We start from the raw sequence: 25528 nt of genomic DNA, 5'->3' as shown, positions 1-25528 counted from the left end.
GATTCCATGGCTCGCGAACTCACGCATTTCATCGGCGGCAAGCACGTTCCCGGAGAGTCGGGGAATTTCGGCGACGTGTTCGACCCCAATACCGGCGAGGTTCAGGCGCTCGTTCCGCTGGCCAGTGACGCCGAGGTCGAGGCGGCCATCGCCGACGCCGAGCAGGCGCAGCGCGAGTGGGCGACGTGGAACCCGCAGCGCCGCGCCCGCGTGCTGATGAAGTTCCTGCAGCTGATCAACCGCGACATGGACGAGCTCGCTCGCTTGCTGTCGAGCGAGCACGGCAAGACCATCGCCGACGCCAAGGGCGACATCCAGCGCGGCCTCGAGGTCGTCGAGTTCGCCGTCGGTATCCCGCACCTGCTCAAGGGTGAGTACACCGAAGGCGCGGGCGGCGGAATCGACGTCTACTCGATGCGGCAGCCGCTCGGCGTCGTCGCGGGTATCACCCCGTTCAACTTCCCGGCGATGATCCCGCTGTGGAAGGCAGGCCCGGCCATTGCGTGCGGCAACGCGTTCATCCTCAAGCCGTCCGAGCGTGACCCGTCGGTACCGCTCAAGCTGGCCGAGCTGTTCCTCGAAGCCGGTTTGCCGCCGGGCATCTTCAACGTCGTCAACGGCGGCAAGAACGCCGTCGACGTGCTGCTGAACGACGATCGCGTCAAGGCCATCGGCTTCGTCGGATCGACCCCGATCGCGCAGTACATCTACGAGGAAGCCGCCAGGAACGGCAAGCGCGCCCAGTGCTTCGGTGGCGCCAAGAACCATGCTCTCGTCATGCCCGACGCCGATCTCGATCAGGTCGCCGACGCCCTCCTCGGTGCTGCCTACGGCTCCGCGGGCGAGCGCTGCATGGCCATCTCGGTTGCCGTTCCTGTCGGTGAGGAGACTGCCGATGCACTCGTCGCCAAGCTGAAGGAACGCGTCGCGACGCTGAAGATCGGCCGCTCCGACGACGAGGCCGCGGACTTCGGGCCGCTCGTCGGAAGCGACGCGCTGAAGCGGGTCAACGACTACACCCAGATCGGGATCGACGAAGGAGCCGAGCTCGTCGTCGACGGCCGGGACTTCGTGCTCGAGGGCCACGAGAACGGATTCTTCGCGGGTGCAACGTTGTTCGACAAGGTCACCACGGACATGCGCATCTACAAGGAAGAGATCTTCGGACCGGTCCTCATCGTGGTGCGCGCCGAGGACTACGAGGACGCACTGCGTCTGCCGACCGAGCACGAATACGGCAACGGCGTGTCCATCTTCACCCGTGACGGCGACACTGCTCGCGACTTCTGCTCGCGCGTGCAGGTCGGCATGGTCGGCGTCAACGTCCCGATTCCGGTGCCGATCGCGTACCACACGTTCGGCGGCTGGAAGCGGTCCGGCTTCGGCGATCTCAACCAGCACGGACCGGACTCGGTGCGCTTCTACACCAAGACCAAGACCGTCACGCAGCGGTGGCCGTCGGGCACCAAGGAGCAAGCTGCCAATCACTTCGTCATCCCCAACATGGACTGACGCATGTTCACACTGACCGAAGACGAAAAGGCGATCAACGAAACCGCACGGGATTTCGCCGACGAGTTCCTCGCTCCCGATGCAGTCGAATGGGACCAGAACAAGCACTTCCCGGTGGACGTGTTGCGCAAGGCGGCCGGTCTGGGAATGGGCGGTATCTACATCGGTGAGGACGTCGGTGGGTCCGGCTTGACGCGGCTGGATTCGGTCCGCATCTTCGAGCAGCTCGCGACGGGTGATCCGTCGATCGCGGCCTACATCTCCATCCACAACATGGTGACGTGGATGATCGACACCTACGGCAACGACGAACAGCGTCGCCAGTGGGTGCCGGGATTGTGCTCGATGGACCAGCTGGGCAGCTACTGCCTCACCGAGCCCGGTGCGGGGTCCGACGCGGCGGCCTTGAGTACCAAGGCTGTTCGCGACGGTGACGACTATGTGCTGAACGGCGTCAAGCAGTTCATCTCCGGTGCGGGTACGTCGGACGTGTACGTCGTGATGGTCCGAACGGGCACTGCGGGTCCCAAGGGAATTTCCGCGATCATCGTGCCCAAGGATTCGCCCGGCCTGTCCTTCGGGGCGAACGAGAAGAAGATGGGGTGGAACGCCCAGCCCACACGCCAGGTCATCTTCGAGGACGTTCGCGTCCCGGCCGCCAACGTCCTCGGTAACGAGGGCGACGGTTTCCGCATCGCGATGAACGGACTCAACGGTGGCCGGCTCAACATTGCAGCCTGCTCCATCGGCGGGGCGCAGAGCGCACTGGACAAGGCCGTTGCCTATCTCCTCGAACGCAAGGCGTTCGGTGCCCGGCTGCTGGACTCGCAGGCTCTGCAGTTCCGGCTGGCGGACATGAAGACCGAACTGGAAGCTGCACGCACCATGCTCTGGCGCGCCGCCGACGCACTGCAGAACGACGAGGCGGACAAGGTCGAACTGTGTGCGATGGCAAAGAGATTCGCCACGGACACGGGTTTCGAGGTCGCCAACGCTGCGCTGCAGTTGCTCGGTGGATACGGTTACCTCGCGGAATACGGTGTGGAGAAGATCGTCCGCGATCTTCGTGTGCACCAGATCCTCGAGGGAACCAACGAGATCATGCGAGTCGTGGTGGCTCGCTCGATAGTGGGAGCAGCATGACCGAGGCAGTTACCGAATCCGAAGCAGAAGTGCTGTTCGACGTCGCCGGCGGAGTCGGCCGGATCACGCTGAACCGCCCCAGGGCGATCAACGCGCTCAATCACGCGATGGTGCAGCAGATTGCGCCGAAGCTCGACCAGTGGGCTACCGCCGACGACGTCGACCTCGTGCTGCTCGTGGGAGCAGGTGAACGTGGCCTGTGCGCGGGCGGCGACATAGTCTCGATCTACCACGACGCCAAGGACGGCGGCAGCGGTTCGAAGGACTTCTGGCGCGACGAATACATTCTCAACGCGGCGATCGCCCGATTCCCGAAGCCGTACGTCGCCATCATGGACGGTGTGGTCATGGGCGGCGGCGTCGGGTTGTCCGCTCACGGGAACGTCCGAATCGTCACCGAGCGATCGAAGATCGCGATGCCGGAAGTCGGGATCGGTTTCATCCCCGACGTCGGTGGCACGTACCTCCTCGCCCGGACGCCGGGAGAACTCGGCACCCACCTCGGCCTGACGACGGCGCGCATGAACGCAGGCGACGCGATCGCAGCAGGATTTGCGGACCACTACATGCCGTCGGAGAATCTGGAGAAATTCTACGACGCCCTGGAATCCGGTGAATTGTCCGACGCTCTCGACGAGTTCACCGAAGAAGCACCTGCGTCGACGCTCGATGCATCGCGTGAGTGGATCGACAGGTACTACGCAGGAGACAGTGTCCAGGCCATCGTGGACGGACTGCGCGGCAGCGGGATACCCGACGCCGAGCAAGCTGCGGGCGACATCGAATCGAAATCGCCTGTCTCGCTGAAGGTGACCTTGCGCTCGCTGCGGCACGCGGCTACGGCGTCGTCGCTCGAGGAGGTGTTGAACGAGGAGTATCGAGTCTCGCTCGCGAGCCTCGAATCACACGATCTCGTCGAGGGCATCCGCGCGCAGGTCGTGGAGAAGGACAGAAACCCGAAGTGGTCGCCGGCGACGCTCGCCGACGTGACCGACGCCGACGTCGATCGGTACTTCGCATCGTTGGGTGACAGGGAACTGGGGCTGGAGTGGAGCCTGCAGAAACGACCGATGGGACTGGAGAAGAACACATGAGTGAGAAGACGATCGGCTTCATCGGTCTCGGCCACATGGGCGGCCCGATGGCGGCCAATCTGGTCAAGGCCGGGTACACGGTGCAGGGCTTCGATCTGGTCCCGGCGGCATTGGCGCAGGCCGAGTCCGACGGGGTGACCGTCGTCGACTCTGCGGTGGCGGCAGTGAAGGACGCGGGCATCGTCGTGACGATGCTTCCGAACGGACGGCTTGTCCTCGATCTGTACAAGGATCTGCTGCCGGCGGCGGCGCCGGGCACGTTGTTCATCGACAGTTCCACGATCGATGTCGCCGACGCCCACGCCGCGCACAGGCTGATCGACGACGCGGGCCACCGCGGTCTCGACGCGCCGGTGTCCGGCGGAGTCGGCGGGGCGGCTGCGGGGACGTTGACGTTCATGGTCGGTGGCTCGGAGGAGGACTTCGCCTCGGCAGCAGCGGTTCTCGATGTGATGGGCCGCAAGGTCGTGCACTGCGGGCAGGCCGGTAACGGTCAGGCCGCCAAGATCTGCAACAACATGATCCTCGGCGTGTCCATGATCGCGATCAGCGAGGCGTTCGTGCTGGGGGAGAAGCTCGGACTCAGCAATCAGGCTCTGTTCGACGTTGCGTCGACGGCGTCCGGTCAGTGCTGGGCGCTCACCACCAACTGCCCGGTTCCGGGCCCGGTCCCCACGTCGCCGGCGAACAACGACTACAAGCCGGGCTTCGCCGCTGCTCTGATGGACAAGGACCTCGGTCTCGCCGCCAATGCGTTGCGCGACAATGGTGTCGAGGGAGTTCTGGGGTTGCAGGCCGCCGAGATCTACGCGAAGTTCAAGGAGACGTCCGGCGGCGGTACCGATGTCGACTTCTCCGGCATCATCAACGACATTCGTGAGCGTTCGACAGGAGCAGCACAGTGACGGATTTCGAGACCATTCTGCTCGAGCGTCGTGGGCGCGTCGGCATCATCACCCTGAATCGACCGAAAGCACTGAACGCGCTCAATTCTCAGCTGATGCACGAGGTCGTCTCGGTCGTCGAGGAACTCGATCGTGACGAGAACATCGGCGCCATCCTCATCACCGGTTCGGAGAAGGCCTTCGCTGCCGGGGCGGACATCAAGGAGATGCAGCCCAAGTCCTACATGGACGTCTACCTCGACGACTTCTTCACGGCGTGGGATCGTCTCGCCGCGGCCAGGACGCCGATCGTGGCGGCGGTGTCCGGTTATGCACTCGGCGGTGGGTGCGAACTCGCGATGATGTGTGACGTCCTGATCGCGTCGGACACCGCGGTGTTCGGCCAGCCCGAGATCAAGCTCGGCGTCATTCCCGGAATCGGTGGTTCGCAGCGTCTGACTCGTGCGGTCGGCAAGGCCAAGGCGATGGAGATGGTGCTGACCGGGCGGAACATGAAGGTCGAGGAGGCCGAGCGAGCCGGCCTCGTCTCTCGTGTCGTCCCGGTAGCCGACCTGCTCGACGACGCCATCGCCACGGCGACCACGATCGCGGAGATGTCGCTTCCTGTTGCGATGATGGCGAAGGACGCCGTGAACCGGTCTTTCGAGTCGTCGCTCGCCGAGGGAGTCAGGTTCGAGCGTCGCCTGTTCCATTCGACGTTCGCGACCGACGATCAGAAGGAAGGCATGGCCGCGTTCGTGGAGAAGCGTCAGGCCAAGTTCGTCAATCGCTGAACTGCTGATCGGTTGCACCACTGATCGTGGACAGCAACGCGGCGCCCCGGGCCGACACGAGCTCGGGGCGCTGCGGCACCACCGTCCGCAGGCGCAGGCGTTTCTCGAAGGCCGCGCCGATCGAGGTGACGTTGGCGCCCCCACCGAGCAGGACGATGGACGCAGGTTTGATGCCGGACAGTTCGATCGTCTGTTCCACCACCATCGTCGCGTAGCGCACCGGACCGGCGATGATGTCGTCGAAGTCGCGGCGCGTCAGCACGTGGTGGCCAGCGCCGTCGGGATCGTGTGCGCTCACCACTCCGCCGTCACTGAGCCGCTCCTTGAGTGCGCGGGACGAGTCGATGTCCGTCCGGACTCCATGGTCGGCGAGATGTCGGCGAACGAGGTGGTCCAGGTCGTCACCGCAGAACGTCTCTGTTCGACGGGCGGCGACGGTTCTGCCCGCGGCCAGATCCAGCACGGACACCGTCATACCGGTGCTCCCCAGATCGCACAGCACCGTCGATCCGTGCGCGGGAACGGTTCCGGTGAACCGAAGGTAACGCAGCTGCGCCGCGGTTTCGTGCACGAGTTGGGCGTAGCGCGGATCACGGTGAGCGCTGATGGCGTCGGCTTCCTCGGCCAGCCGGTACGCGATGGCCGAGTACTGCACCGGTAGAGACAGTTTGGCGGCGATGGCATGCAGGGCGGACACCCCGTCGGAGATCGTGGACACCAACGACTGACCTCGTCGGCGACGCACGGTACGCGACGCCACCGGCGCGCGATGAGGACTGTCGAGATACGTCAGGATCGCGCGCGCACCGTGTGCGCCCGCGCCTACACCCACAACCAACACTGCTTTGCTCCAACCTGGGAGCGGCCCCCGCCACACCCGGTGACCATTTGATCATGAAACGGGTGAGCGAGCGCGATTCACCAGGCCGCAGTGGCCCCGTCGTCCTCGAAATCGCCAGCGGTGCGCCTCAGTTCGGCCAGGATTCGCACCAGCGACGTCAACCGGTCCTTCGCCAGACCGGGCTTGCCGAACACTTGCGCATTGAGCTTCTCGGTGGCATCGACCGCCAGTTCGCGGCCGCTGTCGGTGATTTCGACGAGGGTGGTGCGTCGGTCGCTCGGATGCGGCGTCCGGCGCACGTACCCGGCGGTCTCCAGCCGATCCACCGCATTGGTGACACTCGTCGGGTGGACCTGCAGGCGCGCACTTGCTTTTGCCATCGGGATCGCACCGGTCTTGGTGAAGGTCAGCAACGTCAACAACTCGTAGCGCGAGAACGTCAAACCAGTCGGCTTCAGCACTTCCTCGACCCGCGCGAGCATGATCTGCTGCGCGCGCATCAGCGACGTGACCGCGGCCATCCCGTCGGCGACGTCGCCCCATCCATGCTTGGTCCACTGACGGTGGGCCTCTGCAATGGGATCGAGTGGAAGCGGCGACGAAGCAGACATGCCGTCCATCCTCCCATGGCATCCGGCCTGGGCGCCGTCGTCTGCCGTGTCTTTGAAATCACGCTGAGCAGAACCATGGTCACATCGGGTTCACTGGGGCACTCTTGTCCTCGATGCGGGTGTGGCTGAGTGGCTAGGCACCGGCCTGCAAAGCCGTTTACACGGGTTCGAATCCCGTCGCTCGCTCGAAGGAACCGCCAGGCGACATGCCTGGCGGTTCCGCTTTTCTCACCCTGCGCCGTCCGCCGGCCGACGTGTTCCGCGCTGGTTCTGCTCAGCGCTTCCGGCGGGCTGCCGCCGAGCGTGGGGGTGCTGTGCGCATGTGATCGCGGACCGGCGACAGGAGTTCGCCGAGAGCCCGGGTGTCCGACGGCGACAGCGACGAGAACAGTTGCTGCTGAACGATCTCGACGTGGCCGGGAATCACCTTGGCGATCAACGCCCGTCCGGAGTCGGTGACCGTGACGGTGACGCTGCGTTCGTCGTCGGGCGACGGTCCGCGGGACACGAGACCCGCTTTTTCGAGCAGTCCAGCCTGGTAGGTCAGTCCGCTACGGCTGTAGACGACGCCGTCGGCGAGGTCGGTCATGCGTTCGCTGCCCGATGGCGAGTCGAGGGCCAGGCGGGCGAGCAACTGGAATTGCACGTAGCTGAGGTCTCCGTCCTCCCTCAATTGCTGCTCCACCGCGTGACGCAGCAGGCCGGCGACCTCCATGAGCGAGAAGTACGCGCCGAGTTGAACGGAGTCGAGGGCGGGCGGTTGTTCCGACATGAGGCCACTCTACAACTGCTTCGTATTCGAAAGACTTGCTTCGAATTCGCAACAGTGCTAGCTTTGCGGTGTGCTTCGAAATCGAAGCACTTCGGGTTCGACGAGAGGCAACACCATGAAGGCCATTCGCTTCCACCAGTACGGCGACGCCGATGTTCTGCGGTACGAGGACGTCGAGACTCCCGTTCCCGCAGCCGGTCAGGTTCGCGTTCGCGTTGCAGGAACCACCTTCAACGGCGTCGACGGAAACATCCGGGCGGGCAACATGCAGGAGCCGATGCCACTGACCCTGCCGCACATCCCGGGTGTCGATGTCGCGGGAACCGTCGACGCGCTGGGCGACGGAGTCGACAACCGAAAGGTCGGGGACCGGGTGATCGGATTCCTTCCGTTCGTCACGGACGGTGCGTCAGCAGAATTCGTGGTCGTCGACGCCGACGCGCTCGCACCGGCTCCGACGTCGATTCCGCTCGCTGATTCGGCAGTGCTCGGCGTGGTCGGACTGACCGCGTGGCAGGCGTTGTTCGATCACGCCGAGCTGAAGCGCGGACAACGCATCCTGGTGAACGGCGCGAGCGGGGCCGTCGGTGGGTTCGCCGTGCAGTTGGCCCACGCGGCAGGCGCGTACGTCGTCGCGACGGGGCGTGCGTCGGAGACAGAGCGTCTGAGGAAGCTCGGTGCCGACGAGGTCGTCGACCATTCGGCGGTCGACGTCGTGGTCGCGCTGACGACGCCCGTCGACGTTCTGGTGAACTTCGCGCCCATCACGCCGGACCTGTTCGGCGCCTTGGCAACCCGAGTCGCGGACGGCGGCGTGGTCGTCAACACCACGGTCTGGATGCCCGCGCCGAGTGACGAGGCGCGCGGTGTTCGCGGCATCGACATGTACCTCCGCAGCGACGCCGCGCAACTGTCCGAACTCTCGACGCGTGTCGACCGAGGCGAGCTCGTCGTCGACGTGGCCGACCGAGTTGCGCTCCGTGAGCTCGCGACGGTGCACGCCCGCGCCGCAGCGGGGAACCTGCCGGGCAAGGTCGTCGTGATTCCCGGTTCGTGACGTGGTGTCAGCGACTGGTGCAACCCATCGGCATTCCGGTGACCCGGTGCAGTGCCAGCATCGCTCCCCATGGGCCGATGACCCACACCGGCCAGGGGTAGAGGAAGTTCCCGGTGGCGACCGAGGTGACGGCCCAGATGGTCAGGCACAGGACTCCGACGCTCGCCCACGTCAGCAGTTCGCGGCTCATCGGTGGACGTTGCGGGGACTGCGGCTCGATGAGTGTCGAGGCCACCGGTGTCGAGGCGACAGGTGCGGGGAGGTCGCGGAACACGTCGTCGAGGTCGGCGCGCGTGACGGCGGCGTAGGCCTGGGCGGCGCGTCCGTCGAAGTCCTCGATCGTCAGGCGGCCGGACGCCACATGGCTGGTCAGGAGGTCGACGGCGGCGTCGCGGTGCGCGTCGGACAGGCGGGTGTTCGAGTTCGTTTCACGGACATTCGGTTGGTACGGCATCTGCACTCCAACTCCGGACTGACGTTCCATTGTGGACTGTCGGGGTGTGTCCAGCATCGACCTACCACTGTGGAATGTCAAGGTGTGGGAGCATGACGATGTGCCCGAAACAACACCGTTGAACGCGACCGCGGCGTCACTGCTCGGGTTCCTGCATCGCGGCTCCATGACCGGCTGGGACCTTCATGCCACTGCCGTTGCCTGCATCGGCGGCTTCTGGACCGTCACGCGGAGTCAGGTGTATCGGGAACTTGCGGCGCTGACCACGAGGGGCCTGATCGAGGAAGGCGCGGTGGGAGCCAGGGCTCAGAAACCGTTCACCATCACCGATGACGGGCGGGCGGAGTTCGCCCGGTGGATCGACCGGGCTCCCGGTGAGGAGAACATTCGACACCCGCTGTTGCTGACTCTGGCGTTCGGCGAGCATCTCGCCCCGGGGCGGGTGGCGGGGATACTGGCCGACCACCGGCGTCGGCACGCGGACACCCTGGCTCGCTACCGGGAGCAGCGCGCCGCGTCGGGCGGCGCGAGTGTGTTCGATCTGGCCACATTGGATTTCGGAATCAGGTACGAGCAGGCGACACTCGACTGGTTCGATGCACTACCCGACCAGCTTCGAGCCGGAAGCTTCAGGCCAGGAGCCGAGCCGCCCGCGCCACGGTGACCGCCCAGTCGGAGTCCGATCGCCAGGGTCGCAGATCCCAAGTGCCGAAACGATGTTCGACGATCAGGCCGGACGCGGCGAGATCGTCGTCGAACTGTCCCACGGTGTACTCCCGGTCGGTGGCGAAGCCCGCGACGAACACGCCGCCCGGCGTCAGATGCGCCGCGATGCGCTCCACCGCACTGCGCTCGGTTCCGGGCTCCACGAACACCATCACGTTCCCGGCCGCGACGACGGCGTCGAACGTCTCACCGAGGTCCAGCTGGGTCAGGTCGGCCTGGTGAACGGTGATGTCCGGGTTCAGGCGGGCTGCGTCGACGAACACGGGGTCGAGGTCCACTGCGGTCACCCGATGTCCTCGACGGGCGAGCTCCGCGCCGAGACGCGCTGTGCCACAACCCGCGTCGAGGACCGAACTGCCCGGCGTGAGGAGCGCGTCGACCATCCGTGCCTCACCGTGCACGTCGACGCCCCGAGCCTCGAGCCGAGCGAACCTGTCGACGTATTTCCTGGACTGTGCCTCGTCGTTCTCGGTCTGCCAGCGTGTCGGAGCCATGGTGGACACTCTAGGCGGCCGCCGCGCACACCTCCGCCACACGATCGAGCGCAATCGTGGAATTGTGAACCTGTGAGTGCATCCTTTACACCCGAAGACGACGCACGGTTCGCAGCCGACGTTGCGCAGGCCGCGGGCAGAGTGCTGCTCGACATTCGTACGCGCGAGAACGGAAGAACGGAAGGGCGCGAGCTCGGCCGTCTCGGAGACGCCGAGGCGAACGGTCTCATCCTCGCCAGATTGAGAGCCGATCGGCCGGGCGATGCCGTGCTGTCCGAGGAGTCCGCCGACGATCCGGCCCGGCTCGACGCACAGCGCGTCTGGATCATCGATCCACTGGACGGGTCGCGCGAGTACGGAATCCAGGGGCGTGAGGACTGGGCGGTCCACGTCGGACTCTGGGAGGCCGGGAAGGGGATGACCGCGTCCGCGGTTGCTCAACCTGCTCTCGGAGCCGTCTACTCGACCACGAAGACGGGGCAACGGGCGCCGTCGAACGGCAGGCCTACCCTCGTCGTGAGCGACAGTCGTCCGCCGTACTACATCGAAGCGGTCGCCGACGACGTCGGTGGAGATGTCGTCACGATGGGATCGGCCGGGGCGAAGGCGATGGCCGTCGTCCGCGGGGACGCCGACGCCTACGTGCACTCGGGCGGTCAGTGGGAATGGGATTCGGCTGCGCCAGTGGGCGTTGCCCTCGCGGCAGGCCTGCACTGCTCACGCATCGACGGAACGCCGTTGCTGTACAACCAGTCTCATCCCTACCTCCCGGATCTGCTGATCTGCCGTACCGAACTCGCAGAGCCCTTGCTGGCGAGCATCGCCCGGCATGCGACGAGGCAAGCAGACACCGGACGCGTCGCGATGGCACGCGAATACATCAAGGCCTTGACGAGTCACGACGCCACCAAATTGCGCCTCGCGGAGGGATGCCGACGCGTCGAGAACGGCGACGTCACCGGGGAGAGCGGGCAACACATTCGGGACGACCTGGAACAGTCGTCGCGGTACCGTCGCGTCACCGCGGTCCGTGACGTGGACATCGAGGAGTGGGAGTCCTTCGTCGTCGCACGGTACCGAATCGAACTGGACGACAACACGACACTGTCCACGGTCGAACATTTCGCCATCCCCGCCGGCGACATCACCGCCATCACGACGATCGTCGTTCCCGACGATCAAGCGGGCGAACCCGCTGGACCGTCCTCGGCGGAGTGATCGGCATCGTCGACGAAAAGCAAGCCGTCGTTGTCGACGAGGTGATCGGGGTCGAGCGGCGCGTAACCGAACCACGGTGACACGCGGGCATCGGGGCACTCCGTTGCCAGCGCTTCGGCCAGCACGCGAGTGTCGACGAGGCTTTGCCCGGCACGCAACGAGAACAGGTGGCCCTCCACCGTGTTCGGCAACGGTGGGCCGACGTCGTGGCGTTCGATCGTGCCGACTGCGGTCGGCAGGAACGCGAAATCGGCCCCGAGTCGGGCGTCGACGAGTGCGCCCGCACTCCACCATTCGATCCGCCCCTGCCACATCTGCATGCTGCTCTTCCAGCGTTGGAGATGGCTGTTGTGCGCCGATACCAGCGTCGGTCCCCGCTCGGCGAGTGCCAGGAGGTTCTCCGCCATCATGGAGTCTCGTAGGCTGCACAACCTCGTGATGCGTGCCGCGGAGGCGTCCGCCATCCAGTAGTGGTAGCGCAGCAACCCGGCGGCGGTCCGAGCACACAGGTGCGCATCGAACCAGGACTCGTGGGTCGTCACCGCGCGGAGACGTGGCGCCTGCATATCGAGCAGGCTCGCCAGATCGTCTGCGACGAGCTGCAATTCGATGGCTTGTGCACTGCGTCCGAAGGAGCGGGACGGGGAGTGCATCGCGTCGGGATCGGTCCATCGCTCGTCCGGACCGAGCAACCGATCCAGAGTCTCACCGGTGACGGGGATCAGATCCGACTCCACCCAACGGGCGAGGTAGGCATGGAGTTCGGTGAGCGCGTGCCGTGGGCTGGCTGCCGACGCCATCTCCAGCGGTGCATCGAAACCAGCGAATCGAACGGCCTCGGATACCGGGCGCCGACGGTTGTGCTCTCGCATCCACTGCACGAGCTGCCGATTCCCGTCCAACGTGCCCCACTCGTGGCTGAAACCTTGTGCCAGAACGTGATCGAGTGTGCCGACGCCGCTCACGACGTAGTCGTCGACCAACCGACCCATCAGGCAGTCGCTTTCGATGGAGATGGTGCGGTACTTCTCCTTCTCGACGAGTTCGCGGAAAAGGTCGTTCCGCAGTTCCAGGAGTCCATGAGCGCCGTGGGTCGGCTCTCCCACGGCGAGCAGGCGCGGCCGGGTACCCAGCAGGCGGACGAGGGACGACGATCCGACTGGGTGGACGGCGTGATCGATCGAAGCAGGCATACAGTGAACGCTATCGTTGAACCAACGGTTGAAGCTTTGGAAGGATACTGCCATTTCGGCTGCCGAAAAGTCTCGATTGCGTCCCGTCGACCTGGCTCGCGAACACGGGGTGTCGACGCAGGCTGTGCGAAATTACGAGGATGCCGGAATACTTCCCGCGGCCACGAGAACCGAGCACGGTTACCGGACGTACACGCCGATGCACGCGCAAGCCTCGAGGACGTTCCGAGCTCTCACCGCGGGGCACGGTCACGCGATGTCGACGGCAATCATGTGCGCTGTGAACTCCGGTGATGTCGACGCCGCGCTTCAGACGATCGACGACGCACACGCACAGCTGCGCGAAGAACGTGCAACCCTGCGCTCGGTCGAACATGCTCTGGCAGGAGTGCAGCCTGCAGGAACGACTCGAGGGGGAGTGCAGCCTGCAGGAACGACTCGAGGGGGAGTGCAGCCTGCAGGAACGACTCGAGGGGGAGTGCAGCCTGTGGCCTCGTCGGGCGCCGGGTTGTTCATCGGCCCGCTTGCTCACAAGCTGGGTGTCGAGCCCGCGACCTTGCGCAAGTGGGAGCGCGCCGGTTTGGTGCGACCCGACCGTGACAGGAAGACGGGGTATCGGGTCTACGCCGAGTCCGCGGTACGCGACGCGCAGCTGATCAGGCAGCTGCGGCGAGGAGGGTTTGCGCTGAGCCGGATTGCGCCGCTGATTGCTCACGTTCGAAGCGCGGGCGGGGTGGAACCGCTTGTGGATCTGATGGACGACTGGCGCGACCGGATTCATGCTCGCGGGCGCGCGATGCTCAGCGGTGCTGCAGAGTTGGACCGGTACCTCGTGCTCAGGAATCCTGACGGTCGAGTTCGTCCAGAGCTGCCCGATGCTCCGCCGTCCGCGCCTGTGCATCGGTGAGAATCCTTCGTAGACGGCGGGATTCGCGCTCGGTCGATTTCTCGTCCTTTCTGGCGTCGGCTTCGTGCTCTTCGGCGTCGTGCAACTCGGAGCGCAGCTGAGTCAACCGCTGTTTGATCTCGGTCAATCGGGTCGACGCAGCCTCGGCCGCGGCGTCGGCGGCCGCGGCGGCGTTCTCGGCTGCCTCCTCGTCCTCCCGAGCCTCCTCGAGCCGTTCCTTAGCCTCGTCGAATCGCTTCCGAGCCTCCGCTCGCACCTCCGCGGCCCTGGCGGCCGCCTCTGTGTCCTCCTCGTGCGTCGCCTCGTCCGGCTGCTCGGATTCGGCAGTGTCGGTGGATGTGGCCGGTTCCGGCGCCAACGACAGCACGGCCGGGCCGAAGCCGCTGTAGGACTCGGCCGTCACCACTCGTCCCGCGCGTACGCGCTCGGCGACATCGGGATCCGCGAGTGCGGCACCGAGGGTCTGACCGACTTCGCGGGCCGCGTCCTCCGTGGTGGTCCGTCCGCGATCGGCGGCGATCTCGACGGCACGGGCGGAGAGGGCGCGGATCGATTTCTGACGGTCCGCCGACAGTTCTCGGAGGTCCCCGGCGGCCGATCGGCGCTGGGCGTCGCGAAGCCTGTCGCCGAGGTCGAACAGATCTGCCACGTCCTCGGGTTCTTCACGGACGAGGAGGTTGACCATCCATCCGACGGTCGTCGGCTTACGGAGCTTGATGATCGCGGCCGCTAGTTTTCGATTCCCCGAGTCCTTGGCGGCTGCGGCAGCGGATGTGCGAGCGGCGACGAACTCGGCCGGATCGACGGAATACAGCTCGGCTGCAACGTCGTCGAGTTCGGCGGAGGACATGTGCGCAATTGTTGCATCGCGCGGAAAAAATGTGTGCCCCCGGCAGGATTCGAACCTGCGGCCTTTCGCTCCGGAGGCGAACGCTCTATCCCCTGAGCTACGGGGGCGCGCCGAGACGAAGAAAACCTGCGTATTCGGCGTGCCTGTTGGGCGGCTCCAAGACTAGCGCATTGCAACCGTCACCTGAAATCGCACCTGGTGTTAACGCAACAAGAGGACAGTCGAGGGCATGACCGACTGCGAGTATTCGGACGACGCTCTCGATCTCGACCTGGCGTGGTGGTCGGCAGCGAACTATCTGACCGTCGCGCAGATATACCTGAAGGACAACACGCTTCTGCGTGATCCGCTCGATGCGTCGCACATCAAACCGCGCTTGCTCGGGCACTGGGGGACAAGCCCGTGCCTGTCGATGATCTACACCCTGCTCAACCGTCACATCACAGAGACCGACACCGACTGGCTCTACGTGACAGGACCGGGACACGGCGGCCCGGCGCTCGTGGCGTCGACCTATCTCGAAGGGACGTACACCGAGATCTACCCGCACGTGTCCCGCGACGCGGACGGAATACGACGCTTGTGCCGTCAGTTCTCCGCTCCCGGCGGCATACCGAGTCACGTCAGCGTGCAGACACCGGGCAGCATCCACGAGGGCGGCGAACTCGGCTATGCACTCGTTCATGCGGGCGGAGCAGCATTCGACCGACCACAGTTGACGGTTGCGTGCGTCATCGGTGACGGAGAGGCGGAGACGGGTCCGCTCGCGGGCTCCTGGAAGCTCCCGGCTTTCCTGAACGCACGACGCGACGGTGCTGTGCTGCCGATCGTCAACGTGAACGGCGCGAAAATCGCGGGGCCGACGGTGTTCGGCCGGAGTCGCGACGAGGACATCGTCGACTTTCTGCACGGGCAAGGATGGGAACCCGTCGTGGTGGCCGGTGACGATCCACGTGTGGTGTTCCCGGAACTGCTCCGCGTGCTTCGTGAGTCGCATCGGAGAATCCGAGCGATCCAAAGCGCCGCTCGAACCGGGGAGCCCGAGACCGGTGCCCGATGGCCCGCGATCATCCTGCGCACACCCAAGGGCTGGACGGGCCCTCACACCGTCGACGGTGTCCTCGTCGAGGGCACTTTCCGGGCGCACCAGGTGCCCCTGTCCGGTGTCAGGACCAACCCGGAGCACCTGGCGCAGTTGGAGACCTGGCTGCAGTCCTACCGTCCGCACGAACTGTTCGACGGCGACGGAGCCCTGGCCCCGCAGATCGCAGCGCTGGCTCCGGCGGGGGACAAACGTATGGGGTCGACGCCGTACGCCAACGGCGGCCGTCTGCTGCAACCACTACGTATCCCGCCACTCGAGAACTACGAGATCTCGGTCGAGTCGCCCGGCGCAGGTTTCCACGAGACGACGAGGGTGCTCGGTGAATTGATGCGCGACATCTACGCGGGGAACACCACGGACGACGGTGGAGGAAACTTCCGGTTGTTCTCACCGGACGAAACCTCGAGCAACCGCTTGGCTGCGGTCTTCGAGCAGACCGACCGCTGCTGGCAACTCCCGACGGAGGACTGGGACGACCACCTCTCACCCGACGGACGTGTGATGGAGGTACTCAGCGAGCACCTGTGCGAAGGGTGGCTCGAAGGCTATCTGCTGGCGGGAGGCCACGGACTGTTCGCGAGCTACGAGGCATTCGCGATGGTGAGCGTGTCCATGATGATCCAGCACGTCAAGTGGCTGCAGCACGCCGCCGATCTGCCGTGGCGAGAACCGGTGGCGTCGCTGAACGTGCTGCTGACCAGTACGTGTTGGCGCAACGACCACAACGGGTTCAGCCATCAAGGACCAGGCATGATCGACGCCGCGATTCCGCTCTCGCCCGAGGTCGTGCGAATCTGGCTACCACCGGACTCCAACACCCTGCTGTCGATCGCCGATCACTGCTTCCGCAGCAGGGACCACGTGAACCTGATCGTCGTGGACAAGCAACCTCACCTGCAGTATTTGACGCTCCAACAGGCGGCCGAGCACTGTGCCGCGGGCGCGTCGGTGTGGCACTGGGCGGGAACGGAAACCGAGTCCGCCGGGAGCCCCAGCGAACCCGACGTGGTGCTCGCCGCAGCGGGTGACGTACCGACCCAGGAAATCCTCGCCGCCGCACAGATCCTCGCCGAGTGGGTTCCCTACTTGCGGATCCGCGTCGTCAACGTCGTGGATCTGATGGCGCTGGTGACGCCGGGGGACCACCCGCACGGGTTCACGCACGAGAAGTTCGTCGATCTCTTCACCGCGGACACCGACGTGGTGTTCGCGTTCCACGGCTATCCCCGCGCGGTCCACGAACTACTGCACGGCCGGCCGAAGGTCGATCGGTTCCACGTGCGCGGCTTCAACGAACAGGGCACGACCACAACGCCGTTCGACATGGTGGTGCTCAACAGAATGAGCCGCTACCACCTCGTGCTCGAGGCCCTGCGTCGATCGAGGCGGGTACCGGAGCGCGGCGGAGAGCTGGTGTCCTACTGCAACGCCCAACTCGAGCGGCATGCGACCTACGTCGTCGAGCACATGGAGGACATGCCCGAGGTAGCGGACTGGACGTACTCGCCGACCGTCAGTTAGTACCGAGGGGCTGAGCGCCCTTCTCGGCGAGCATCTGTGTCATCAGGGTGGATTCGCTTTCCTGAGTCGAGATCATCGACTGAGCGAGACGGACGAGCGCCGGAGTCTCGGCGTGATCCGCCGCGTACTCCATCATCGAGAGTCCACCCTGGTGGTGACGCAGCATCAGTTGCAGGAACATGACGTCGACAGCCGGTCCGGTTGCCTGGCGGAGGGCGGCGAGTTCGTCGCTGGTCGCCATTCCCGGCATTGCCGCGACGGGGCCCGTCGACTCGGATCCGTCGGAGCCGGCGGACATTCCGGCCATCGAGTGGCCGTGCTCGTCGCCGGACATCCAGCCCATGTAGCCGTCGGTCCCGACGGGGGAGCGGTCCCAGATGGCGAGCCAGCCCTGCATCTGGCCGACCTGGTTCTGCTGCGAAGTGAGCATGTCGAACGCGAGGTTACGGACGAGTGGGTCGGAGGCGTTGGTCAGCGCGATCGACGACATGTCGATGGCTTGATTGTGGTGAACCGACATGTCCTGCGCGAAGCCGACGTCCACCGAATCGGATGCAGGAACGTTGTCGTTTCCGCCGAGGAAGTTCGTTCGTGCCAAGAAACCCAGAGCGAACCCGATTGCGACTGCGGCGACGACGCCGAGGGCCAACAGGGCGACCAACTGTGGCCTGCTGACCCTCGGCTTCGTGGGAGCAGTCATCAGGAAGCAGGTGCCGGAGCTGCCGGTGCTTCGGTCGGGATCTGGAGGTCACTCGGAAGCTGCAGGTCCGACGGCAGGCCGCCGGTCGCGCCCGTCTCGCTGGCGTCGGGTGTGATGCCTGCGCCGTCCATCGGGACGGCGTCGGGGCCGGGTGCCGAGGCGTCGAACGGCGGTGGGTTGTCGGGATCGAATCCGCCACCGGGCACCGTCGAGCAGCTCGCGCCGACCTCGGGGTACTGGTACCGGTTGAGGCGGAGCGCCGAGATGAACTGGTCCACGCGCTCGTCGTCGACGCTGTCCACCTTGAGCTGGTGTCCCCAGGACTGCAGCGAGACGGGAGATTCCTGACCGGGGTACGGCGACATCAGCATGTACGTCTCACCGTCGACCTTGTCGGCGAGAACCTGGATCTGGTCCTCGGACAGTGCGTCGGGGTTGTAGGTGATCCACACGGCACCGTGTTCGAGGGAGTGGACTGCGTTCTCGGTGCGGATCGCTTCCGGGTACACGACGCCGGTGCAGGTGGCCCACGTCGCGTCGTGGGGTCCGCCGAACGGAGGCGTCTGGTCGTAGGCGACGCGCTGGGTGGCGGACACGTGCAGGGCAGCCTCGTACGGCTGAACCACCACGTCGGCGATTTCCGACGAGGGGTCCTGGTTGCTTTCGCTGGGCTCCCAGCGCTGCGCCTCGGCGCGGTCCTGGTACTTCGGGAAGAGGTTGATGGCGAGAGCCGCGATGAGGCCGACCACGACGACGACGGCTCCAACGGTCAGCCATGGGACCTGGCGGTTCTTCGGCGCGCCCGATTTTCTGGTCGCGGGGACGCCGCTGCTTTTCTTCGCAGCCTTGATGGCCTTGTTGGCTTTGGCTGCAGACTTCTTGTCCGGACCGCCGTTGTTGGAACCCGTGGGCATCGCTGTCGTCGCTCTTTCGGTTGTCGGAGGTGCAGTTGGGCGCGCAAAAACTACTTGTGATCGCAGAGCGCCCTTACTGTACGGTCCTAGTCTGAGTGCTTGCTTTGAGGTGCCGCCAGTACGGGCTCGCGTTGCCTCGGGCCAGTGGTTGCCGACAGTCCCCGCCTCAGACCACGGGCGCCTCGAACCTCGGGCACCTCAGACAATAGGATAGACACCTGTGACTCCCGCCGACCTTGCCGAACTACTACGCGCGACCGCAAGTGCGGTACTCGCCGACCGTGGCCTCGACGTATCCGTCCTGCCTGACAAGGTGACGGTCGAGCGCCCACGCAACCCCGAACACGGCGACTACGCCACCAACGTCGCCCTTCAGGTCGCGAAGAAGGCAGGCGCGAACCCTCGTGAGTTCGCCGGGTGGCTCGCCGAGGCCTTGAGCGCCGACGCATCGATAGCCAGTGCAGAGGTGGCAGGTCCCGGCTTCCTGAACATCCGTCTCGACGCCGACGCCCAGGGCGCGATCGTCGCGCAGGCGCTCGACGCGGGTGCCGCGTACGGCACCTCGTCGACGCTGGCAGGTACCAAGATCAACCTCGAGTTCGTCTCGGCCAATCCGACGGGTCCCATCCACCTGGGTGGAACGCGGTGGGCTGCGGTCGGCGACGCACTCGGCCGCATTCTGTCGGCTCAGGGCGCGGAGGTGGTACGCGAGTACTACTTCAACGATCACGGTGCTCAGATCGACCGGTTCACCAACTCCCTGATCGCTGCGGCGAAGGGTGAGCCTGCTCCGGAGAACGGTTACGCAGGCGCTTACATCCACGAGATCGCGCAGCAGGTGCTCGCCAAGAGCCCCGAGGTTCTGGCCATGGCCGATGTTCCGCAGGCCGAGACGTTCCGGTCGATCGGTGTCGAGTTGATGTTCGACCAGATCAAGAACAACCTGCACGAGTTCGGTGTCGACTTCGACGTGTACTTCCACGAGAACTCGCTGTTCGAATCCGGTGCAGTGGAGAAGAGCGTCGAATTCCTGAAGAACTCGGGAAGTCTTTTCGAGTACGACGGTGCGTGGTGGCTGCGTAGTACCGATTACGGCGACGACAAGGATCGCGTCGTCATCAAGAGCGACGGCAACGCCGCCTACATCGCCGGGGACATCGCGTACTTCCAGAACAAGCGGCAACGTGGTTTCGACCTGTGCATCTACATGCTCGGCGCGGACCACCACGGGTACATCGGCCGCCTCAAGGCCGCCGCGGCAGCGTTCGGAGACGACCCGAACACGGTCGAGGTTCTGATCGGCCAGATGGTCAACCTGGTCCGCGACGGTGTCGCGGTGAAGATGAGCAAGCGTGCGGGCACGGTCATCACCCTCGACGACCTGGTCGAGGCCATCGGTGTGGATGCGGCCCGCTACGTGATGGTCCGCTCGTCGGTGGACTCGAGCATCGACATCGATCTCGAACTGTGGGCGAGCGCGAGCAACGAGAATCCGGTCTACTACGTGCAGTACGCGCACGCGAGGCTCGCGTCGTTGGCGCGCAACGCCGCCGAACTGGGTATCAGTGGGGACGATCCGGACCTGAGCCTGCTCACGCAGGATCAGGAGGGCGAATTGATCAGGACCATCGGCGAGTATCCGCGGGTCGTCGCCAGCGCTGCCGACCTCCGTGAGCCTCACCGCATCGCGCGGTACCTGGAAGAATTGGCCGGCGCGTACCACCGGTTCTACGGCGCATGCCGAGTACTGCCACAAGGAGACGAGGAGCCAGGCCCCGTGAACACTGCTCGATTGGCATTGGGCAACGCAACCCGTCAGGTACTGGCCAACGGCCTGCGCCTGCTCGGTGTCAGCGCACCGGAGCGGATGTGAGCGCGCATCCGGCGGGTCCGAAGCACGCGGACGTACGCTCCCAGGACGGGCTCGCCGAACGCCCGAAGGTCGCTTCCGACATGACTGCTCTTCCCGAGCACGTCTACCCGCGCAACGCTGCTCGCGGCGACGACGGTGTGGTCACGCTTGCGGGTGTGCCGGTCACCGAGTTGGCCGAGCAGTACGGGACTCCGCTGTTCGTCATCGACGAGGACGATTTCCGTTCCCGCGCAAGGGAAATGGCGGAAGCGTTCGGTGATCCCGCACGGGTTCACTACGCCTCGAAGGCATTTCTGTGCGGCGAGATCGCACGGTGGGTGGCGGACGAAGGATTGTCCCTCGACATCTGCTCCGGCGGTGAACTGGGGATTGCACTCGCGGCGGGCTTCCCCGCTGAGCGAATTGCGATGCACGGCAACAACAAATCCGTCGCGGAGTTGACGGCCGGTGTTCGAGCGGGCGTGGAGCACGTCGTGCTCGATTCCATGATCGAGATCGACCGCCTCGACGCAGTCGCCGCGGACGAGAAGAAGGTCCAGGACGTTCTGGTTCGCGTGACCGTCGGCGTGGAAGCTCATACCCACGAGTTCATCGCGACGGCGCACGAGGACCAGAAGTTCGGCTTCTCCCTCGCCGACGGTTCGGCACTCGAAGCGATCAAGCGCGTGTTCGCGACCGACAACCTCCGCCTCGTCGGATTGCACAGCCACATCGGTTCGCAGATCTTCGAGGTCGACGGCTTCGAGCTGGCCGCGCACAAGTTGCTGGGCCTGCTGCGAGACGTGGTGGCGGAGTTCGGCGTCGAGAAGACGTCCCAGATCTCGACGGTCGATCTCGGCGGAGGAATGGGAATTTCCTACGTGCCGAGCGACGATCCGCCGCCGGTCGATCAACTCGCCGCGAAGCTGAAGTCGATCGTCGCCACGGAATCCGCTCTGGTGGGTCTTCCTGTGCCCAACATCGACGTTGAGCCCGGCCGTGCCATCGCAGGCCCGGGAACGGTGACGCTGTACGAGGTCGGGACCATCAAGGACGTCACCGTCGACGCGCAGACTCGTCGACGCTACGTGAGCGTCGACGGCGGAATGAGCGACAACATTCGCACCTCCCTGTATCAGGCGGAGTACGACTGCAGGCTCGTCTCGCGTGACTCCGACGCCGATGCAGTGCTCGCTCGCGTCGTCGGAAAGCATTGTGAGAGCGGTGATGTGGTGATCAAGAACACCTGGATGCCGAGCGATGTCGGCCCCGGTGATCTGCTTGCCGTCGCCGCGACCGGCGCGTACTGCTACTCGATGTCCAGCCGGTACAACTTGCTGACGCGACCCGCCGTCGTCGCGGTGAAAGACGGAAAGTCTCGGCTCGTCCTGCGCCGAGAGACACTCGAAGACCTGCTCAGCTTGGAGGTGCAGCCATGACAACGAAGCCGTTGGGAGTAGCCGTTCTCGGCCTCGGGAACGTCGGAAGTGAAGTCGTCCGAATTCTGACCGAGAACGCCGAGGACCTCGCCGCACGTGTCGGTGCACCTCTCGAGATTCGCGGCATCGCGGTCCGGCGAGTCGATGGAGATCGCGGAGTCGACACCGCGTTGCTCACCGACGATCCCGAGTCCCTCGTCGCCCGCGACGATGTGGACCTGGTCGTCGAGGTGCTCGGTGGTATCGACATCCCGCGCAAACTGATCCTGTCGGCTCTGGAGAAGGGCAAGTCGGTCGTCACGGCCAACAAGGCTCTTCTCGCGGAGTACACCGGCGAGCTTGCCGACGCTGCCGAGAAGTCACGCGCAGACCTGTATTTCGAGGCCGCGGTCGCCGGTGCCATTCCCGTCGTACGTCCGTTGATGCAGTCGCTTGCAGGTGACCGCGTCAACAAGGTCGCCGGAATCGTCAACGGCACCACCAACTTCATCCTGTCCGCCATGGACGAGACCGGCGCGGACTACGCCGAAACCCTGGCCGAGGCCGGACGGTTGGGCTACGCCGAAGCCGATCCCACGGCCGACGTCGAGGGATACGACGCGGCGTCGAAGGCTGCGATTCTGGCGTCCATTGCCTTCCACACCCGCGTGACCGCGGGGGATGTCTACCGCGAGGGAATCTCGAAGATCACCTCGGCGGACCTGGAGACGGCTCGCTCGCTCGACTGCACCATCAAGTTGCTGGCGATCTGCGAGCGCATCACGACGCCCAAGGGCAAAGAACGCATCTCGGCGCGTGTCTACCCGGCGCTCGTTCCGCGTGACCACCCGCTTGCCACCGTCAACGGGGCCTTCAACGCCATCGTCGTCGAGGCGGAAGCCGCTGGACGCCTGATGTTCTACGGGCAGGGTGCCGGCGGAGCCCCGACCGCGTCGGCAGTTCTGGGTGACCTCGTCATGGCTGCCCGCAACAAGTTCTACGGCGGCCGAGGCCCGCTGGAGTCGAAGTACGCGAAGCTGAAGGTAGCTCCCATGGGCGACATCCCCACGCGGTACTACGTCAGCATGCAGGTGGCGGACAAGCCAGGGGTCCTCGCGACCGTGGCGGCGGAGTTCGCCACTCGCGACGTCAGCATCTCCACCGTTCGCCAGGCCGGTTCGGGTGACGGGGCGAGGCTCGTCGTCGTCACCCATCTCGCCGCCGATTCCGCTCTGTCCGAAACCGTCTCGGCGTTGGACAAGCTCGACGTCGTCACCTCTGTAGTCAGTGTTCTGAGATTGGAAGGCACCGAATGACCGTGCATACGCCGTGGCCGGGACTGATCGAGGCGTACCGCGATCGTCTGGCGATCGGACCGGACTGGAAGACCGTCACGCTGCTCGAGGGCGGCACGCCGCTGATCCACGCCGAGCGTCTGTCCGAGATGACGGGCTGCGAAGTCCATCTCAAGGTCGAGGGCTTGAACCCGACGGGCTCGTTCAAGGACCGCGGCATGACCATGGCCGTGACGGATTCCCTTGCGCGCGGCCAGGAAGCGGTGCTGTGCGCGTCGACGGGCAACACGTCCGCGTCCGCTGCCGCGTACGCCGCGAAGGCAGGTATGGGCTGCGCTGTCCTCGTCCCGCAGGGCAAGATCGCGATGGGCAAGCTCGCGCAGGCAGTCATGCACGGCGCCAAGATCATTCAGGTGCAGGGCAACTTCGACGACTGCCTCGAGCTGGCGCGCAAGACCACGGCCGAGTTCCCGACCATCGGCCTCGTCAACTCGGTCAACCCGGTGCGCATCGAGGGCCAGAAGACGGCTGCGTTCGAGATCTGTGACGCACTGGGCAACGCGCCCGACGTCCATGCGCTGCCGGTGGGCAACGCAGGCAACATCACCGCCTACTGGCGGGGCTACTCCGAGTACTTCCGTGACGGATTGACCACGGTGAAGCCGCGCATGCTCGGCGTCCAGGCCGCCGGTGCTGCACCGCTGGTTCACGGCGCGCCCGTCGCGGACCCCGAGACCATCGCCACGGCCATCCGGATCGGCTCGCCCGCGTCCTGGAACGGTGCGGTCGCCGCGAAAGAAGAGTCCGGCGGTGCCTTCCGCGCGGCCACCGACGAGGAAATCCTCGAGGCGTACCGTCTGGTCGCGAAGACCGAAGGCGTCTTCGTCGAACCCGCGTCCGCGGCCTCCATCGCCGGCCTGATCGCAGCCCGCAAGGAAGGCTGGCTGGACAGCGGCCTGCGCGTCGTCTGCACGGTCACCGGCAACGGACTCAAGGATCCGGACACCGCGTTGTCCGGAATGCCGGTGGTCGAGCCCATTCCCGTCGACCCTGTCGCTGTGGCATCTGCGCTCGAGTTGGCGTAGTGGCAGAGTCTCGTTCCATGACGACGACACTGCCGCACGGTTTGACGGTCACGGCGCGGGTTCCTGCGTCGAGCGCCAACCTCGGCCCCGGATTCGACACCTTGGGGATTGCCCTCGGGCTGTACGACGAGATCAAGGTCACCACCACGGCGTCGGGTCTGAGTATTCATGTCGAGGGCGAAGGTGCCGACGACGTCCCGTGGGGACCTTCGCATCTCGTCGTCCGTGCCATCGAACGGGGCCTCGAAGCCGCCGGTGTCTGGGCTGATGGCTTGGACGTGGTGTGCACCAACGTGATTCCGCATTCACGTGGGCTCGGCTCGTCGGCGTCCGCTGTCGTCGGTGGACTGTCGGCAGCGAACGGTCTTGCGGCCAAACTGGACTCGTCGTTCGCCTTGTCGGATGCCCAGTTGGTTCAGCTCGCATCCGAGTTCGAAGGTCACCCGGACAATGCGTCGGCGAGCGTCCTGGGCGGTGCCGTCGTCTCCTGGAGCGAGCCCGCGAGCATCACGCAGCGGACGTACTCCGCGGTGCGACTGCCCGTGCACCCCGATATCCACGTGGTGGCGTTCGTCCCCGCGGAGCGATCGTCGACATCGCACACGCGAGGCCTGTTGCCCGAGTTGGTTCCGCATCGCGACGCCGCGTTCAACGTCAGCCGCGGCGCGTTGGCCGTCGTCGCGCTCACCCAGCGTCCGGACCTTCTCATTCCCGCGACCGAGGACATGCTGCATCAGGGGCAACGTGCGAGCGCGCTCCCGGGTGCCACGGAATTGATTGCTTCACTTCGGTCCAGGGGAATCGCGGCTGTACTGTCCGGTGCCGGACCGACGGTCCTTGCTCTCTGCACCGAACCGTTCCCGCAGGACCTCAAGGACAAAGCCGTCGCCGACGGTCTCCGGGTCCTGGAACTCGACGTCGCCGACGGCGTCAGCACATCCTGAGAAAACCTTTCGTGACTCGCCGGTAGGTGCTTCTTGCCGACCGAGAGGATCGACGCTATCCTGAGGGTCGTCCGTACATCGTGCGCTTCAGACGCCGGTTTTCGCCAGGGCAATCACGTCATCGCATTCGGGGGGTTCCACGCC

Annotated in this window: 24 protein-coding genes, 2 tRNA genes and 1 pseudogene; 17 read left to right on the top strand and 10 right to left on the bottom strand. The window is 65.5% G+C overall.

Going from position 1 to position 25528, the window contains the following annotated elements; all coding sequences use genetic code 11:
• Window positions 1-6: 6 nt before the first annotated feature.
• The 5 genes from CH290_RS02735 to CH290_RS02715 are packed head-to-tail and all read left to right on the top strand — an operon-like array spanning window position 7 to window position 5427.
• Window positions 7-1512 (top strand): CoA-acylating methylmalonate-semialdehyde dehydrogenase, encoded by a 1506-nt coding sequence (locus CH290_RS02735; RefSeq protein WP_020113147.1) that lies wholly within the window; start codon window positions 7-9, stop codon window positions 1510-1512.
• Between the two features lie 3 nt (window positions 1513-1515).
• Complete coding sequence (locus tag CH290_RS02730) at window positions 1516-2655, top strand: isobutyryl-CoA dehydrogenase (protein ID WP_019667246.1); 1140 nt, start codon at window positions 1516-1518, stop codon at window positions 2653-2655.
• Window positions 2652-3749: an enoyl-CoA hydratase/isomerase family protein gene (locus CH290_RS02725; protein WP_033190360.1), complete on the top strand. Its 1098-nt coding sequence runs from the start codon at window positions 2652-2654 to the stop codon at window positions 3747-3749. The genes CH290_RS02730 and CH290_RS02725 overlap by 4 nt, the downstream gene beginning before the upstream one ends.
• Window positions 3746-4654: a 3-hydroxyisobutyrate dehydrogenase gene (gene mmsB / locus CH290_RS02720; protein WP_019667248.1), complete on the top strand. Its 909-nt coding sequence runs from the start codon at window positions 3746-3748 to the stop codon at window positions 4652-4654. Before CH290_RS02725 ends, mmsB begins: the two co-directional genes overlap by 4 nt.
• Window positions 4651-5427, top strand: a complete 777-nt coding sequence (locus tag CH290_RS02715) for an enoyl-CoA hydratase (RefSeq protein WP_033190361.1) — start codon at window positions 4651-4653, stop codon at window positions 5425-5427. Before mmsB ends, CH290_RS02715 begins: the two co-directional genes overlap by 4 nt.
• Here CH290_RS02715 and CH290_RS02710 read toward each other — a convergent pair.
• Together CH290_RS02710 and CH290_RS02705 are read right to left on the bottom strand one after the other, a co-directional pair.
• Window positions 5417-6268 (bottom strand): DUF7159 family protein, encoded by an 852-nt coding sequence (locus CH290_RS02710; RefSeq protein ID WP_230621093.1) that lies wholly within the window; start codon window positions 6266-6268, stop codon window positions 5417-5419. The genes CH290_RS02715 and CH290_RS02710 overlap by 11 nt on opposite strands.
• A gap of 77 nt (window positions 6269-6345) precedes the next feature.
• Entirely contained in the window at window positions 6346-6879 is a 534-nt protein-coding gene (locus CH290_RS02705) for a MarR family winged helix-turn-helix transcriptional regulator (RefSeq protein ID WP_026348155.1), read from the bottom strand.
• Between the two features lie 115 nt (window positions 6880-6994).
• Between CH290_RS02705 and CH290_RS02700 the strand changes: the two genes are divergently transcribed.
• Window positions 6995-7065 (top strand) — tRNA-Cys (locus CH290_RS02700).
• Between the two features lie 88 nt (window positions 7066-7153).
• Here CH290_RS02700 and CH290_RS02695 read toward each other — a convergent pair.
• The gene (locus CH290_RS02695; RefSeq protein WP_019667252.1) at window positions 7154-7651 is read right to left on the bottom strand and encodes a MarR family winged helix-turn-helix transcriptional regulator; all 498 of its coding nucleotides are present in this window, start codon (window positions 7649-7651) and stop codon (window positions 7154-7156) included.
• Between the two features lie 115 nt (window positions 7652-7766).
• Between CH290_RS02695 and CH290_RS02690 the strand changes: the two genes are divergently transcribed.
• The gene (locus CH290_RS02690) at window positions 7767-8708 is read left to right on the top strand and encodes an NADP-dependent oxidoreductase (RefSeq protein WP_019667253.1); all 942 of its coding nucleotides are present in this window, start codon (window positions 7767-7769) and stop codon (window positions 8706-8708) included.
• Between the two features lie 7 nt (window positions 8709-8715).
• Here the strand turns inward: CH290_RS02690 and CH290_RS02685 are convergent, their stop codons facing one another.
• Window positions 8716-9162 carry a DUF1707 SHOCT-like domain-containing protein gene (locus CH290_RS02685; protein ID WP_033190598.1) on the bottom strand — a complete coding sequence of 149 codons (447 nt, stop codon included), beginning with the start codon at window positions 9160-9162 and terminating at the stop codon, window positions 8716-8718.
• 46 nt (window positions 9163-9208) lie between these two features.
• On the opposite strand from CH290_RS02685, the gene CH290_RS02680 reads away from it, so the two are divergent.
• On the top strand, window positions 9209-9826 hold the full coding sequence (locus CH290_RS02680) for a PadR family transcriptional regulator (protein WP_033190363.1): 618 nt from the start codon (window positions 9209-9211) through the stop codon (window positions 9824-9826).
• Here CH290_RS02680 and CH290_RS02675 read toward each other — a convergent pair.
• Entirely contained in the window at window positions 9792-10382 is a 591-nt protein-coding gene (locus CH290_RS02675) for a class I SAM-dependent methyltransferase (RefSeq protein WP_033190599.1), read from the bottom strand. The genes CH290_RS02680 and CH290_RS02675 overlap by 35 nt on opposite strands.
• A 72-nt stretch (window positions 10383-10454) precedes the next feature.
• On the opposite strand from CH290_RS02675, the gene CH290_RS02670 reads away from it, so the two are divergent.
• Window positions 10455-11600, top strand: coding sequence for a 3'(2'),5'-bisphosphate nucleotidase CysQ (locus tag CH290_RS02670; RefSeq protein WP_033190364.1), 1146 nt, complete (start codon window positions 10455-10457; stop codon window positions 11598-11600).
• Here CH290_RS02670 and CH290_RS02665 read toward each other — a convergent pair.
• Window positions 11561-12793 carry an erythromycin esterase family protein gene (locus CH290_RS02665; protein WP_033190365.1) on the bottom strand — a complete coding sequence of 411 codons (1233 nt, stop codon included), beginning with the start codon at window positions 12791-12793 and terminating at the stop codon, window positions 11561-11563. The two genes, CH290_RS02670 and CH290_RS02665, sit on opposite strands and share 40 nt — an antisense overlap.
• Before the next feature lie 16 nt (window positions 12794-12809).
• Here CH290_RS02665 and CH290_RS31100 point away from each other — a divergent pair.
• Window positions 12810-13040, top strand: a pseudogene (locus CH290_RS31100) (MerR family DNA-binding transcriptional regulator); the annotation flags it as partial.
• 9 nt (window positions 13041-13049) lie between these two features.
• Window positions 13050-13700 carry a TioE family transcriptional regulator gene (locus tag CH290_RS02660; protein WP_441347091.1) on the top strand — a complete coding sequence of 217 codons (651 nt, stop codon included), beginning with the start codon at window positions 13050-13052 and terminating at the stop codon, window positions 13698-13700.
• Here CH290_RS02660 and CH290_RS02655 read toward each other — a convergent pair.
• Together CH290_RS02655 and CH290_RS02650 are read right to left on the bottom strand one after the other, a co-directional pair.
• Window positions 13630-14550, bottom strand: a complete 921-nt coding sequence (locus tag CH290_RS02655) for a hypothetical protein (protein ID WP_033190366.1) — start codon at window positions 14548-14550, stop codon at window positions 13630-13632. The genes CH290_RS02660 and CH290_RS02655 overlap by 71 nt on opposite strands.
• Window positions 14551-14584: 34 nt before the next feature.
• Window positions 14585-14657: transfer RNA gene (locus CH290_RS02650), tRNA-Arg, on the bottom strand.
• Window positions 14658-14779: 122 nt separating this feature from the next.
• Here CH290_RS02650 and CH290_RS02645 point away from each other — a divergent pair.
• Window positions 14780-17176 carry a phosphoketolase family protein gene (locus CH290_RS02645; RefSeq protein ID WP_033190367.1) on the top strand — a complete coding sequence of 799 codons (2397 nt, stop codon included), beginning with the start codon at window positions 14780-14782 and terminating at the stop codon, window positions 17174-17176.
• Here CH290_RS02645 and CH290_RS02640 read toward each other — a convergent pair.
• On the bottom strand, window positions 17169-17876 hold the full coding sequence (locus CH290_RS02640) for a DUF305 domain-containing protein (RefSeq protein ID WP_020113160.1): 708 nt from the start codon (window positions 17874-17876) through the stop codon (window positions 17169-17171). The two genes, CH290_RS02645 and CH290_RS02640, sit on opposite strands and share 8 nt — an antisense overlap.
• Window positions 17876-18790, bottom strand: coding sequence for a thioredoxin-like domain-containing protein (locus CH290_RS02635; protein WP_019667263.1), 915 nt, complete (start codon window positions 18788-18790; stop codon window positions 17876-17878). The genes CH290_RS02640 and CH290_RS02635 overlap by 1 nt, the downstream gene beginning before the upstream one ends.
• 220 nt (window positions 18791-19010) lie before the next feature.
• On the opposite strand from CH290_RS02635, the gene argS reads away from it, so the two are divergent.
• From argS to thrB, 5 genes are read left to right on the top strand one after another with little or no spacing between them, the layout of a single operon-like run.
• Entirely contained in the window at window positions 19011-20663 is a 1653-nt protein-coding gene (gene argS, locus CH290_RS02630) for an arginine--tRNA ligase (protein WP_033190368.1), read from the top strand.
• Complete coding sequence (lysA, locus tag CH290_RS02625; RefSeq protein ID WP_019667265.1) at window positions 20660-22081, top strand: diaminopimelate decarboxylase; 1422 nt, start codon at window positions 20660-20662, stop codon at window positions 22079-22081. Before argS ends, lysA begins: the two co-directional genes overlap by 4 nt.
• Window positions 22078-23376 carry a homoserine dehydrogenase gene (locus tag CH290_RS02620; protein WP_019667266.1) on the top strand — a complete coding sequence of 433 codons (1299 nt, stop codon included), beginning with the start codon at window positions 22078-22080 and terminating at the stop codon, window positions 23374-23376. Before lysA ends, CH290_RS02620 begins: the two co-directional genes overlap by 4 nt.
• Window positions 23373-24440, top strand: a complete 1068-nt coding sequence (gene thrC / locus CH290_RS02615) for a threonine synthase (RefSeq protein WP_019667267.1) — start codon at window positions 23373-23375, stop codon at window positions 24438-24440. The genes CH290_RS02620 and thrC overlap by 4 nt, the downstream gene beginning before the upstream one ends.
• A 17-nt stretch (window positions 24441-24457) precedes the next feature.
• Entirely contained in the window at window positions 24458-25384 is a 927-nt protein-coding gene (thrB, locus tag CH290_RS02610) for a homoserine kinase (RefSeq protein ID WP_019667268.1), read from the top strand.
• Window positions 25385-25528: the final 144 nt, after the last annotated feature.

This window comes from Rhodococcus sp. 06-156-4 (assembly GCF_002259345.1).
GTDB classification, from domain to species: Bacteria; Actinomycetota; Actinomycetes; order Mycobacteriales; family Mycobacteriaceae; genus Rhodococcoides; species Rhodococcoides fascians_E.
This window is presented reverse-complemented; position numbering and strand designations above follow the sequence as displayed.